At 40.2% G+C, this 13,312-nt stretch carries 11 protein-coding genes and 2 pseudogenes; 4 read left to right on the top strand and 9 right to left on the bottom strand.

The genetic code is table 11. The features are described 5' to 3' along the window. Together FIM44_RS08085 and uvrB are read left to right on the top strand one after the other, a co-directional pair. Positions 1-408, top strand: a pseudogene (locus tag FIM44_RS08085) (hypothetical protein); the annotation flags it as partial. 69 nt (positions 409-477) lie between these two features. After that, complete coding sequence (gene uvrB / locus FIM44_RS08080; RefSeq protein ID WP_140579689.1) at positions 478-2,454, top strand: excinuclease ABC subunit UvrB; 1,977 nt, start codon at positions 478-480, stop codon at positions 2,452-2,454. A gap of 10 nt (positions 2,455-2,464) precedes the next feature. On the opposite strand, the gene FIM44_RS08075 is transcribed toward uvrB, so the two are convergent. From FIM44_RS08075 to FIM44_RS08050, 6 genes are all read right to left on the bottom strand, one after another. Then, a complete protein-coding gene (locus tag FIM44_RS08075; protein WP_140579687.1) occupies positions 2,465-3,298 on the bottom strand; it encodes an outer membrane protein in 834 nt (277 codons plus the stop codon). A gap of 65 nt (positions 3,299-3,363) precedes the next feature. Beyond that, positions 3,364-4,686: an adenylosuccinate lyase gene (gene purB, locus FIM44_RS08070; protein WP_140579685.1), complete on the bottom strand. Its 1,323-nt coding sequence runs from the start codon at positions 4,684-4,686 to the stop codon at positions 3,364-3,366. A gap of 109 nt (positions 4,687-4,795) precedes the next feature. After that, positions 4,796-5,740 carry a thiamine pyrophosphate-dependent enzyme gene (locus FIM44_RS08065; RefSeq protein ID WP_015642502.1) on the bottom strand — a complete coding sequence of 315 codons (945 nt, stop codon included), beginning with the start codon at positions 5,738-5,740 and terminating at the stop codon, positions 4,796-4,798. A 12-nt stretch (positions 5,741-5,752) separates the two neighbouring features. Then, on the bottom strand, positions 5,753-6,976 hold the full coding sequence (locus FIM44_RS08060; protein ID WP_140579683.1) for a 2-oxoacid:ferredoxin oxidoreductase subunit alpha: 1,224 nt from the start codon (positions 6,974-6,976) through the stop codon (positions 5,753-5,755). A gap of 9 nt (positions 6,977-6,985) precedes the next feature. Further along, positions 6,986-7,378: a 4Fe-4S dicluster-binding protein gene (locus FIM44_RS08055; RefSeq protein WP_000656174.1), complete on the bottom strand. Its 393-nt coding sequence runs from the start codon at positions 7,376-7,378 to the stop codon at positions 6,986-6,988. A gap of 15 nt (positions 7,379-7,393) precedes the next feature. Further along, entirely contained in the window at positions 7,394-7,954 is a 561-nt protein-coding gene (locus tag FIM44_RS08050) for a pyruvate flavodoxin oxidoreductase subunit gamma (protein ID WP_000486467.1), read from the bottom strand. 289 nt (positions 7,955-8,243) lie between these two features. On the opposite strand from FIM44_RS08050, the gene FIM44_RS08045 reads away from it, so the two are divergent. Then, positions 8,244-8,915 carry an outer membrane protein gene (locus tag FIM44_RS08045; protein ID WP_021301797.1) on the top strand — a complete coding sequence of 224 codons (672 nt, stop codon included), beginning with the start codon at positions 8,244-8,246 and terminating at the stop codon, positions 8,913-8,915. 6 nt (positions 8,916-8,921) lie between these two features. Here FIM44_RS08045 and FIM44_RS08040 read toward each other — a convergent pair whose 3' ends face one another. Then, a complete protein-coding gene (locus tag FIM44_RS08040; RefSeq protein ID WP_140579681.1) occupies positions 8,922-10,229 on the bottom strand; it encodes a hypothetical protein in 1,308 nt (435 codons plus the stop codon). Positions 10,230-10,417: 188 nt separating this feature from the next. Between FIM44_RS08040 and FIM44_RS08035 the strand changes: the two genes are divergently transcribed. After that, on the top strand, positions 10,418-11,713 hold the full coding sequence (locus FIM44_RS08035) for a glycosyltransferase family 8 protein (RefSeq protein WP_140579679.1): 1,296 nt from the start codon (positions 10,418-10,420) through the stop codon (positions 11,711-11,713). A gap of 11 nt (positions 11,714-11,724) precedes the next feature. Here the strand turns inward: FIM44_RS08035 and FIM44_RS08030 are convergent, their stop codons facing one another. Both FIM44_RS08030 and FIM44_RS08025 read right to left on the bottom strand, forming a co-directional pair. Next, positions 11,725-12,771: an NAD(P)-dependent alcohol dehydrogenase gene (locus tag FIM44_RS08030; protein ID WP_001265974.1), complete on the bottom strand. Its 1,047-nt coding sequence runs from the start codon at positions 12,769-12,771 to the stop codon at positions 11,725-11,727. Positions 12,772-12,932: 161 nt separating this feature from the next. Next, positions 12,933-13,121: pseudogene (locus tag FIM44_RS08025) on the bottom strand (glucokinase); the annotation flags it as partial. Positions 13,122-13,312: the final 191 nt, after the last annotated feature.

Genomic DNA, 13,312 nt, shown 5'->3' with positions numbered 1-13,312 from the left:
AAGAATACGAGGGCTTTTTTAGCGATTTCAATACGAGCATGAAAAGCAACGAGCAAGAAGTAACGAACATCTTAAACGCCAATTAGCAAAAACATCAAAAGCGAAATTAAAAAGCTAGAAAATCAATTGATAGAAACCACTACAAAGCTTTTAACGAGCTATCAAATTTTTTTAAACCAGGCTAGAGAAAACGCTACAAATCAAATTACCGCTAACAAAACCCAAAGCCTTGAAGCGATCAAAGAAGCTAAAGAAAACGCTAATAATGAAATCAACACCAACAAAACGCAAGCGATAACTAACATTAACGAAGCGAAAGAAAGCGCTACAACGCAAATTAACACCAAAGAGACGCAAGCGATAACTAACATTAACGAAGCGAAAAACCAATCATTATCAAAACATTGATTTTTTTGAGATTGAATAAGGCGTGTTAAAAATCCACTATAATACCCCTAAAAAATGCGAGTTTTAAAGATGCCTTTATTTGATTTAAAAAGCCCCTATCCACCAGCAGGCGATCAGCCCCAAGCCATAGAGACCTTAACGAAAAGCTTGAAAAATAACAACCATTATCAAACTTTAGTGGGGGTTACAGGAAGCGGTAAGACTTATACGATGGCCAATATCATCGCTCAAACCAATAAACCCACTTTGATCATGAGCCATAATAAGACCTTATGCGCGCAGCTCTATAGCGAGTTTAAGGCGTTTTTCCCGCATAATAGGGTGGAGTATTTTATCTCCCACTTTGATTACTACCAGCCTGAAAGCTATATCCCTAGAAGGGATTTATTCATTGAAAAAGACAGCTCTATTAATGATGATTTAGAGCGTTTGAGATTGAGCGCGACCACCTCACTTTTAGGTTATGATGATGTGATTGTGATAGCGAGCGTTTCGGCTAATTATGGTTTGGGTAACCCTGAAGAATATTTAAAAGTCATGGAAAAAATCAAAGTGGGCGAGAAACGCGCTTATAAGAGCTTCTTGCTCAAACTAGTAGAAATGGGTTATAGCCGTAATGAAGTGGTGTTTGATAGGGGGAGCTTTAGAGCGACGGGGGAATGCGTGGATATTTTCCCCGCTTATAATGACGCTGAATTTATTAGGATTGAATTTTTTGGCGATGAGATAGAAAGGATTGCGGTCTTTGACGCTTTAGAAAGAAATGAAATCAGGCGCTTGGATTCTGTCATGCTTTATGCGGCTAGTCAATTTGCCGTAGGGAGTGAAAGATTGAACTTAGCCATTAAAAGCATTGAAGATGAACTCGCTTTAAGATTGAAATTTTTTAAAGAGCAGGATAAAATGCTTGAATACAACCGCCTCAAACAACGCACCGAGCATGATTTAGAAATGATTAGCGCGACCGGTGTGTGTAAGGGCATTGAAAATTATGCGCGCCATTTTACAGGCAAAGCCCCCAATGAAACGCCTTTTTGTTTGTTTGATTATTTGGGGATATTTGAGCGGGAGTTTTTAGTCATTGTGGATGAAAGCCATGTGAGTTTGCCGCAATTTGGGGGGATGTATGCAGGGGATATGAGCAGGAAAAGCGTTTTAGTGGAATATGGTTTTAGATTGCCTAGCACTTTAGACAACCGCCCTTTAAAATTTGATGAATTTATCCATAAAAATTGCCAGTTCGTTTTTGTGTCCGCTACGCCCAATAAGCTAGAATTAGAGCTTTCCAAAAAGAATGTCGCTGAGCAAATCATTCGCCCTACAGGGCTTTTAGACCCTAAATTTGAAGTGCGAGACAGCGATAAGCAAGTTCAGGATTTGTTTGATGAAATCAAGTTAGTGGTGGCTAGAGATGAAAGGGTGCTCATCACCACTCTCACTAAAAAAATGGCAGAAGAATTGTGCAAATATTATGCTGAATGGGGCTTGAAAGCGCGTTACATGCATAGTGAAATTGATGCGATTGAAAGAAATCACATCATCCGCTCTTTGAGGCTTAAAGAATTTGACATTTTAATAGGGATCAATCTTTTAAGAGAAGGGCTGGATTTGCCTGAAGTCTCTTTAGTAGCGATCATGGATGCGGATAAAGAAGGGTTTTTAAGGAGCGAAACAAGCCTCATTCAAACCATGGGGCGAGCCGCTAGAAACGCTAATGGCAAGGTTTTATTATACGCTAAAAAGATCACTCAAAGCATGCAAAAAGCCTTTGAGATCACTAGTTACAGGCGTGCCAAACAAGAAGAGTTCAATAAAATCCATAACATCACCCCTAAAACCGTTACTCGCGCTTTAGAAGAGGAATTGAAATTAAGAGACGATGAGATTAGAATCGCTAAAGCTTTAAAAAAGGACAAAATCCCTAAAAGCGAAAGGGAAAAAATCATTAAAGAACTGGATAAAAAAATGCGGGAATGCGCGAAAAATTTGGATTTTGAAGAAGCGATGCGTTTGAGAGATGAAATCGCTAAATTAAGAACGCTTTAAAAACTATCGCTTAAAAACTATAAGTATAGTTGAAATAAACCGAGTAATTGCGCCTGAAATCAACTTGGTATAACAAGCTGTTGATCCCGTATTCTAAAAATCGTAAAACCTTTAGAACATCTCCACTATTATTGCTAATGTTATTCATGGAATAATAATGGTTAAAATAATAAGTAGGGACTTTAATCCCAAAGCCAAATTGGTTGCGCTTATTCCCCAAACGAACCCCTAAATCCACCAGAAACTGGAAGCCATTTGGATCCACTTTCCCGCCAAAAGTGTCTTGAAGAAGCGCTTGATACAATAGTGCATCGCTTAATTTATGATACACCCCAGCAAAAGCAATCCCCAGATTGAACCCGGCAAAAAACTTATCCCCATTATAAGCGTTAAATAATAAATCCATATAAGTGCCGTAGGTGGAAATGATGACAGACTGCGATTCTTTTAGGCCATAAAGAGAAGCGCTCAAATCATAAAATAGCCCCCACCTGAAACCAAACCACTTCGTTTCTTCATGCTTACCCACCCATTTATAGCCCACTTGCACGCCAAGACCATTAGACACATACGAATTTTTAAAAACAGGGCTTAAGCCATCGCTAAAAACGATTTGGCTCTTATTGAATTGTTGGGATAGATTCAAGTTGCTAGAGTTGCGCTGAACGCTCCCTAATTGATACCCAAGCCCCAGATAAAACGCCGATTGATCCGCATAGCGTTTGATGGGCGAAACCACCTTTTTATTAAAAAAAGTGTAATCCCCTTTAGTCAAAACGTCTTTAAAACCCTTTGCATTAAGCGTGCAAAAAAGCCCTAAAATTAAACATAACGCTCGTTTCAAAAAACCCCTTAAAACTTCAATTTTTTATCGCTTATTTTATCGTTTTGTTTTTGTAAAAACGCGCCTTATTCAAACACCCTTTTAAAAATCGCCCCCACATTTTTAGTGTAATACCTGTAATCAAAACATGCTTTGATTTCATCCTCGCTCAAATATTTTTTCAAGCGTTCATCGTTGAGTAGGGCGTTTAAAAACAAATTTTCATCAGCGTTTTTAAAAGCGCCTTGTTGCAAAACCTCCCATATTTTCATCGCATTTTCTTGCACGATAGAATAGCTTTCTTCTCTGCTCAAACCTTTTTTAGGCAATTCCAATAACACCCGTTGCGAAAAGACTAGCCCCCCACTCAAAGCTAAATTTTTAAGCATGTTTTTAGGATAAACCACCAAATTTTCAATCACGCTGTTCAGGCGGCTGAGCATAAAATCGCTAGTGATAAACAGATCGGGCAAGGCAAAACGCTCCACAGAGCTATGGCTCATGTCCCTTTCATGCCATAAGGCAACATTTTCTAGCATGGGGGTCGTAAAAGAGCGAATCACCCTGCAAAGCCCGGTGATATTCTCGCTCAATATGGGGTTTCTTTTGTGAGGCATCGCAGAACTTCCTTTTTGCCCTGTTGAAAAAGCTTCTTCCACTTCATAGACTTCACTGCGTTGCAAATGGCGGATATTGACAGCGATTTTTTCACAACTGCTCGCTAAAAGAGCCAGATCGCATGCAAGCCTAGCGTAGCGGTCTCTTTGAATGACTTGATTATTGATATTGGCGGTTTTTAAGCCTAAAAATTCGCACGCTAATTCTTCTAATTCTAAGGGGGCGTGTGCGAAATTCCCCATAGCCCCACTGATCGCTCCCACGCTGATAAATTCCATCGTTAAATCTAAGGCTTTTAAATGCCGTTTGATTTCATCAGCAAAAAGGGCTAACACTAAGCCAAAAGTAATGGGTTCGCCAAACACCCCATGGCTTCTACCCACCATCAGCGTGTCTTTATGCTCTAAAGCCCTGTTTTTAAGGGTTTCATAAAGGTTTTGAACGCCTTTTTGAATGAGTTTTAAGCTTTTTGTCATCAATAACGCCATAGCCGTATCAATGCAATCGCTAGAAGTGATCCCATAATGAAAAAAGCGCGATTCTTCGCCCAGGCTTTCAGCCACGCAAGTAGTGAAAGCGATTAAATCATGCTTAGTGGTTTTTTCAATTTCTTTGATGCGTTCAAGATTGAATGCCGCTTTCGCACAGATTTTTTCACAATCGCTATCTTGGATTCGCCCAAGCTTGTTCCACGCCCTAACGACAGCTTTTTCCACTTCTAAATAAGTTTCAAACTTGGTTTGCTCATTCCATAGGGCTTTCATTTCTTCATTCGCATAGCGTTCTAACACCGACAATCCTTAAAATCAAAATGGGATTTATGTTACTTTAAAGGGGTTTAAAAAGTCAAGGGGGAAAATCACACAAGACGCAAAAAAGCGCCTTGATTTAATGGAAGGGTTATACTTTAGCTTCTTCTCTGCGTTGCAAGTATTCCCAACGCTCATCCACATCTTTTTGCAATTCTTCAATAATGTGTTCGTTTTCCTTTTTGAAAAGGTGTTTGAAGCGCTTTTGAGCCCCTAAATAATCCCTTACAGGAATGATATTTCTTGGGCGGTAAGTGATTTTCAATTCCCTGCCATTAAAGATTTCAAATAGGGGGAACATCAAGCTATCCACAGCCATATCCGCTAATTCAATGGTTTTATTGGATTCAAATTTCCATTCAGTCGTGCACGGGCTAAGAGCGTTGATGAAGCAAGGCCCTTCAGTGTCTAGCGCGGTTTTAATCTTTTTGTTCATGTCTTTCCATTTGTTAGGCGAGAGCTGCGCCACATAAGGGACCCCATGGCTTGCCATGATATTGACGATGTCTTTTTTCTTTTCTTTTTTACCAAAGCTAACCGATCCCGCTGGCGTGGTAGAAGTGCTAGCCCCTAATGGCGTAGAGCCACTTCTTTGACCGCCGGTATTGGCGTAGTTTTCATTATCTAAGCAAATGTAAGTCATGTCATGTCCTCTTTCCATGCAACCGCTGATGAATTGAAGACCAATATCATAACTGGCCCCATCGCCCCCAAACGCCACAAATTTTGGTTTTTGACCTTGATAGCGGCCCTTATTCACTAAAGCCTTATACATCGCTTCCACCCCTGAAATCGCCGTAGAGCCATTTTCAAAACCAATATGAATCCAAGGCACATCCCATGAAGTGTGCGGATACACCGCCGAGCATACTTCTAAACAACCGGTAGAATTGCCTAAAACAATAGGCCCATCTACCGCGTTTAAAACTTCGCGCACAATAATGCCATGCCCACAACCTGGGCAAAGCAAGTGCGAGCCTTGGAATTTTTCAGCGCTTTGGCTAAAACCTTTGAGCGTTTTGACTTCTTTTACCATGATATTTCCTTTTTAAAAAAAGCTCATTTTAGGGCCGTGCAAACCTACGAATTGTTGGGTAGGGTGCGTGAGCGTGCCTTTAAGAGCGTCTTCATTGATTTCTTCAAAAATTTCGCATAAATGCGCGATTGTCATATCCCTTTCGCCTAAACCATAAATGTAGTTAGACACCACGGGGTGTTTAGTCCCTTGGGTTTGATACACCGCGCTCGTTACCTCATTAAACATCGCCCCCATAGCGCCCGCTGGGGAGCTTTTATCTAAAATCGCTAGAGCCTTAAGATTTTTCAAATCCTGCCCCAATCTTTCATAAGGGAAGGGGCGCAAGGAATGGATGGTAGCCACGCCGGCCTTAATGCCTTTTTTACGCATTTCCTTAGCCGCTACGATCGCTGATTCATAAGTAGTGCCTAACGCAAAGATAGCGATTTCAGCGTCTTCTAGCTGGAAAGTTTTAGTCAAATGGTATTGTCTGCCTGTGAGTTTAGCGAAATCATTGAACACTTCTTCAATCACAGAATACGCGCTCATGATCGCATGGTGGAGTTGGGCCTTATGCTCATAATGCCATTCTTCTTCAGCTTGCGCGCCATAGCTTACCGGTTTATCAAAATCCAAAAGGGAATGCTTGGTTTGGTATTCGCCTACGAATTGATAAGCCACTGCATCGCTCAAAGGGCGGACATTCTGCACGGTGTGCGAGCATAAAAACCCATCTTGATTGACAATAGTAGGCACGCGCACCTTTTGATGCTCTGCGATTCTAAACGCCATTAAAGTGAAATCATAAGCCTCTTGGGGGTTGCATGTGCATAAACTTATCCAGCCAGAATCCCTGCTTAAATACATATCAGAATGATCGCCATGGATATTTAAAGGGGCTGCTAAAGCGCGATTGACTAAATTCAAAACGATAGGCAAACGCATGCCAGAAGCCTGGTATAAAACCTCTACCATTAACGCCAAACCTTGAGAGCTAGTCGCAGTGCTGACCCTTCCACCTGCAGCAGCGGCTCCCACGCATGCGCTCATGGCAGCATGCTCAGATTCCACTAAAACAAATTCGCCATCAATATAACCATTATCCTTAAACGAGCCATAATTTTGCACAATGGGCGTTGATGGGGTGATAGGATAGGCTGCGATGACATCAATTTGAGCCTGTCTTAAAGCGTTAGAGCTAGCGGTATTGCCATCCCACACCTCTATCTCTTGCAATTCAATACTTTTTGCCATATTTTTTCCTTATGATTTTTTCTTTTCTTGTTTTTGCGGCCATTGAGTGAGGGCGGTAGCAGGCTCAATTTGCTCTTCAAACATCCATAGCGATTTAGGGTTGGTGGGGCAGACATCCACGCACACGCCACAGCCTTTACAATGAGAATAATCCACGCCTTTTAACTTGCCCTCTCTTGAAAGGATAGCAGCGTCTGGGCAATAAACCCAACAATTAAAGCAATTGATGCAAATGTTATTGTTATGCACAGGCTTAGCCACGCGCCAATGAGCCACTGAAGTGGTGAAGTAGCTTTGCTCGGTGTAATGGCGCTCATCATTGTGTTTTTCCATTTCGCTTTGCGCGTTTTTTTCAAAAGGGAAGAGCACCGCTCCCATTTCAAATTCATTCCAATCTTTCATCTTTGCTCCTTAATGTTATTGAACTTCTTCATAAGCTCTTTGGATAGCGAGCATGTTAGCATCAATGACTTCTTGCGTGAGTTTTTTGCCTAAAACTTTCTTAAAAGCTTCTTTAAAAGCCCCGATTTCAAGCATGCCAGACACTTTCATCAACGCCCCTAGCATGGGCGTGTTAGGGATGGGGCGTTTTAAGGTTTCCATAGAGATTTTTAAACAATCCACTAAAAACACCTTACGGGTTTTTAATTCAGGTTTTTTTTCAAACAATTCTTCTTTGTTAAGATAGCTAGTGATGATATAGGTCGTGTCTTCTTTTTCATTAGCGAAGATGTTTTCAATGAAAACCAAACCAGGATCAATCACTAGCACATAATCAGGTTGCATGAAGCGTTCATGGTTTAAAATAGGCTCATCATCAACGCGGTTATAAGCCATCATAGCAGCCCCCCTTTTAGCTGAACCATAGGAAGCGAACGCTTGCACTTCTTTGCCTGTTTTTGAAATCACATCAGCCAACCCTTTAGCGCCGGTGATAGCGCCTTGACCCGCTCGTGCATGCCATCTAATTTGAAACATGGTAATATGTCTCCTTAATATCGTATAAGATAAATTGAATTTAGCCTAGGATTATACAAGAAAAATCATTAACATGTCTTATAACAACACCTTTTTAAGAATTTTTATAGAAAAATGGGGACATACCCACAAGAATTATGGCTATTTTATGGCTATTTATTCTAAAAAGATAAGCGTTCTTAATAAAAACCACTAATATTTATTTTAAACTTTGTTATTATTTAGGGTGTGATTTGATTTTAGTCTGTATGGGGCAAGTGTGGGGCAGGATAACATAAGGAATTGGGTTATGAATGAAACAAATAAAACAATGGTTAAAATATTGATGGGCATGGCGTTATTATCATCGCTCCAAGCCACAGAGACAGAGCTTGATGAAAAATCAAAAAAACCTAAATTAGCGGACAGGAACACATTTTATTTAGGGGTTGGGTATCAGCTTAGTGCGATCAACACATCTTTTAGCACCGAGTCTGTAGATAAATCGTATTTCATGACCGGCAATGGCTTTGGTGTGGTGTTAGGGGGGAAATTTGTGGCTAAAACGCAAGCTGTAGAGCATGTGGGTTTTCGTTACGGGTTGTTTTATGATCAGACCTTTTCTTCTCACAAATCCTATATTTCTACCTATGGTTTAGAATTTAGCGGTTTGTGGGACGCTTTCAATTCGCAAAAGATGTTTTTAGGGTTAGAATTTGGCGTAGGCATCGCCGGGGCGACTTACATGCCAGGAGGGGCTATGCATGGAATTATCGCTCAAAATTTAGGCAAAGAAAATTCGCTTTTCCAATTGCTTGTGAAAGTGGGTTTTCGTTTTGGCTTTTTCCACAATGAAATCACTTTCGGGTTGAAATTCCCTTTCATTCCTAACAAAAGAACTGAAATCGTTGATGGCTTAAGCACGACTACTTTATGGCACCGCTTACCGGTCGCTTATTTCAATTATATCTATAATTTTTAGATATAGTTATTTAGAGGTTTTAGATTTGACAAAATCAATTAACTCTCGTGTGTCTATGGTTAGGGTTAAGAATTGCTGATAAGTGGTGATCCACTTGCCCCCTTTCCCATACAAATGATACCCATCGCCCCCACCTAAAAAGTTAAAAAACGCATCCGCTCGCACGCTCACCCATTTATTTTTATAAACATAATAAAGCCCTACCATGTCAAAATTAGGGGCTCTATACCATGGCAACCCGGTATAAAGGGATTGGCCATAAGTGGCATAAAAGTGCATTTGGGGTTTGTTGGAAAAATAGTATCTGTTAAAAATCCCAAAGCCCTTGTATTGCGCTTGAGCGTAAAATTCCCCCCCAAAGCTGTTATAAAATCGGGCGTTTTTACACCCGCTAGCATAACGCACGCAATAATGGGTTTGAGACGACTGCGTGCCAAAGGTCATAAAAATATTGTCCATATAAGGCATGAGATTTTTAAAATCCGCTTTAAGATAAGCGTGGTAATAGACTCTATCTAAAATAGTGGGGTTGGAGTATTTCCCTATTTCTCCGCCTTGTGGGTTATTTTTTTGACTGAAATAGGGGTAGCCATTAGGCCATTGTGGGGTTGCATCGCCTGGTTTTAAGTAGGAATTTCCGCCATAAGGGTAGTTATCTCCCATGCTATGAGAACTAGTGTTATGAAAAATGACAAGCTGTCCCCCTAAACCCAAATACCCTTTAAAAAACTGAAATTCTGAAGAAACAAAATACAAGAATTGATCAAAATCGTAATTTTTCTTTTTGGGCTGGTTGTTCCAATTACGCCCCCCATACCAATCAACAACGCCCTCAAACCACCCGTTCCACCAGCGATTAGGATCATAAGCCGGTTTGAATTGAAACGCTCCTCCCCTAAAAGTAGGGTCTATAAACCAAAAAAGTTTTTTAAAAGCGCTTAAAGGGTAATGCCCTATTTGATAGCTTCGTGGCACAATGCCTAAAAAAAACCTCAAATTTTTCCCTATGTATTGGTAATACATCGTAACCCCCCATGAATAAGGGAAATAGCTATAATGCGTGTGTAAATTTTGAATGAACCACGCTCCAAACATCAAGGCCTGTCTTTTGTCCAATTGAACGCCAATTTGAGGCATGAGACGACCTTGCATTTTGGTTAGGCTATTCCAATAGGGGTTGTTATTTGGGGCCACTAAATTGAAATTAAAACTCATAAACTTCAAGTCATAGACAAAACCAGCCGCTTTTATTAAAGGTGGTATGAAAAAACCTGAAAACAACAACGCGCGAAGAGATTTTTTTAAGAAAATCAAATTAGAATACAGCCCCTTTCATTATCTTTTAAAATTGCAGCATTTAAAATAGCGGTGCTTTTAAAGACAAGATACGATTTTAAATTAATTTTCATTAAAAACAACATAAAAACCAAAAATAGAACCCTTTCAAGTTCTGTTTTTTTTTTTTTTGATAAAATGGCTTTAAAAAAGAGAGTTTAATTTTTATGACTTCAACTTCAAGCCATTCTTTTAAAGAACAAGATTTTCATATCCCTATCGCTTTTGCTTTTGATAAGGATTACCTCATTCCTGCGGGCGCGTGCATTTATTCCTTGCTAGAAAGCATTGCTAAAGCCAATAAAAAAATCCGTTACACCCTACACGCTTTAGTGGTAGGCTTGAATGAAGAAGATAAAGCAAAACTCCACCAAATCGCAGAGCCTTTTAAGGAATTTGCTGCTTTAGAGGTGAAAGATATTGAACCTTTTTTAGACACCATCCCTAACCCTTTTGATGAGGATTTCACCAAGCGTTTTTCTAAAATGGTGTTAGTGAAGTATTTTCTGGCGGATTTGTTCCCCAAATATTCCAAAATGGTGTGGAGCGATGTGGATGTCATCTTTTGCAATGAATTTAGCGTTGATTTCTTAAACATTAAAGAAGAGGATGAGAATTATTTTCATGGGGTTTTAGAAGTTAGAAAGCACCACATGATGGAAGGGTTTTTGTTCTGTAATTTAGATTACCAGCGCAAGAAAAATTTCACCTTAAGAATGCATGATCTTTTAAAGGGGAATGAGACTAAAGAGGAGTTGGATTTTACGAAATGGTGTTGGCCTAACATGAAAGCTTTAGGGATTGAGTATTGCGTTTTCCCTTTGTATTACACCATTAAAGATTTTTCTAACGCGTATTTAAACGAGAATTACAAGAAAACCATTTTAGAGGTGCTCAAAAACCCTATAGTCATCCATTATGACGCTTGGTGGGGGGCGGTGAAGCCCTGGGATTACCCTTTTGGTTTAAAAGCGGATTTGTGGCTGAACGCTTTGGCTAAAACCCCTTTTATGAGCGATTGGATTGATTCGATCGCTAGGGTGGAAATAGGCAGCGAAAAATGGCATCGTTACCACAGCATCGTTGCCTATCACTACTACTTTCCCCTATGGAAGACTGAAGAGCAGATCGCCCATGACGCGCTCAAGACCTTTTTAGACCATTATTTTTCGTGCATCCATGCCGCAATCAAGCAAGAAAATCTCGGAATGTTCTTGAACCACTACTTCTCGCATGCCCATGCAGAGATCAAAGAAAACTCCCTTGAAGCGTTCTTGAACCACTACTTCTCGCATGTTTATAAGCTCCCTAAAAACGCGCGAAAGAAACTCTTTAGGGTGTTTGTCAAACATTGCATTCTCATACCATTCAAGAGCCTTATTAGCAAAACCCTTAAAATCCTAGGACTCCATGTGCTAGCCAAAAAAATCCTAATCCAACTCAAGCTCTTAAAAAAGAGCTAGAGCCAAAACTTTTAATCAAACGATTTTTTCATATCAATCACATAGCGGAATTTCGCTTTCCCATGGGTTAGGTTGTGATAAGCGGTGTCAATATCCTTGCCTAAAATCAAATCTATTTCAGGGTAAATATTGTGTTTAATAGAAAAATCCATCATCTCTTGGGTTTCTTTAATGCCTCCAATCAATGAGCCATAAACCTTGCGATTGCCTAAATGGATAAAATCAAAAACGCTAAGCACTGGAGCGACTTCTACAGGGGGGAGTCCCACAAGGGCTAGATCGCCATTATAAGTTAAGAGCTTGAGGTAGTCTTTTAAATCATAATGGGTAGGAATGGTTGAAATGATAAAATCCAATTCTTCTTTGCATTGTTTAGGGTCAGTGTAGAAATGTTTAACCCCCATGCTTAAAGCGTCTTGCTTTTTGTGTTCATTTCTTGCAAAAACGCTCACTTCAGCCCCCATAGCCACAGCGTATTTAACCGCCATGCTTCCTAGCCCGCCAAACCCAGCGACGCCAACTTTTGTGCCTTTAGTAACCTTAGAAAATTTTAAGGGCGAATAAGTGGTGATGCCCGCGCAAAGCAAGGGGGCTACTTTTTCTAAAGGAGCGTTTTTATCCACGCTAATCACATAGTTTTCATCCACGACAATATTATTAGAGTATCCGCCCATGTGGGGTTCGTTGTCATGGAAAGAATCCAAACAATCATAAGTAAATACCACTTTGGTGCAAAATTGCTCTTGGTGTTCTTTGCAGGGCTTACACGCTTTGCATGAATTGACAAAACAGCCAACGCCCACCACATCGCCAACCTTAAATTTCTTAACTTCCTTACCCACTTCTTTGATGACCCCAGCAATTTCATGCCCAGGAATCATAGGATAGATGCCTTCTTTCCATTCGCTATAAGCGCTATGAATATCGCTATGGCAAATCCCTGCATAAAGAATGTCAATCAACACATCTTTAGGGCCTACAGCATGGCGGCTAAAATCATGGGGTTTGAAATGCCCGTCTTTAGAAAAAATAGCAAAACCTTTAGATTGAACTCTCATTAAAACTCCTTGTTTTATTAAAATACCGCTATTGTATCGTTTTTATGGTTTGCTTATGTTTCTATAGGTTTAACTAATTTTATAACTGCTGGTTACATGGTATCGTTGTTTGGCGCGCTCAAACACACCCCTTGTATAAGCCCGCTTCTATCTTAACGCTGCTATATCTTATCATGCAGTAAATAATTCTCTAACGCAATGCCTGCCCCATCAAGTCCCGGAGTTTTTTTCAGCACGACATGTACAGGGATAGAAGCGAGAAACGCTCCCATGCGCCCTTTTGTTTCAAAACGCACTCTAAAGGGCGAAGTTTTAAAATAATCAATGAATCGAGGGATAATTTTCCCACATCATTACATCTCATGCATCGCCTCTCAATTACGAGCTACATCATCAACGAGAGTGTCTAACAGGGAGTGGAAGATTATTAGTTTCTATGGGCATTTTGGTTCGTCGCATTTTATGTTGTCTTCTCTCCTTTTTTGTGTTGTTTACTTGGCAATTTCTAAAACGCATCATTATTACACCCAGTCGCGTGTAG

It is taken from the genome of Helicobacter pylori (assembly GCF_006440215.1).
Classification (GTDB): Bacteria; Campylobacterota; Campylobacteria; order Campylobacterales; family Helicobacteraceae; genus Helicobacter; species Helicobacter pylori_CS.
The sequence above is the reverse complement of the archived record's forward strand: the minus strand, read 5'-3'. Positions and strand labels throughout refer to the sequence as shown.

Bases quoted from the DNA above. Each gene is read 5' to 3' on its own strand.
- FIM44_RS08030 (WP_001265974.1), bottom strand. From the start codon at position 12,771: ATGAGAGTTCAATCTAAAGGTTTTGCTATTTTTTCTAAAGACGGGCAT.
- FIM44_RS08055 (WP_000656174.1), bottom strand. From the start codon at position 7,378: ATGAAAGATTGGAATGAATTTGAAATGGGAGCGGTGCTCTTCCCTTTT.
- FIM44_RS08045 (WP_021301797.1), top strand. From the start codon at position 8,244: ATGAATGAAACAAATAAAACAATGGTTAAAATATTGATGGGCATGGCG.
- FIM44_RS08065 (WP_015642502.1), bottom strand. From the start codon at position 5,740: ATGGTAAAAGAAGTCAAAACGCTCAAAGGTTTTAGCCAAAGCGCTGAA.
- FIM44_RS08060 (WP_140579683.1), bottom strand. From the start codon at position 6,976: ATGGCAAAAAGTATTGAATTGCAAGAGATAGAGGTGTGGGATGGCAAT.
- FIM44_RS08035 (WP_140579679.1), top strand. From the start codon at position 10,418: ATGACTTCAACTTCAAGCCATTCTTTTAAAGAACAAGATTTTCATATC.
- uvrB (WP_140579689.1), top strand. From the start codon at position 478: ATGCCTTTATTTGATTTAAAAAGCCCCTATCCACCAGCAGGCGATCAG.
- FIM44_RS08050 (WP_000486467.1), bottom strand. From the start codon at position 7,954: ATGTTTCAAATTAGATGGCATGCACGAGCGGGTCAAGGCGCTATCACC.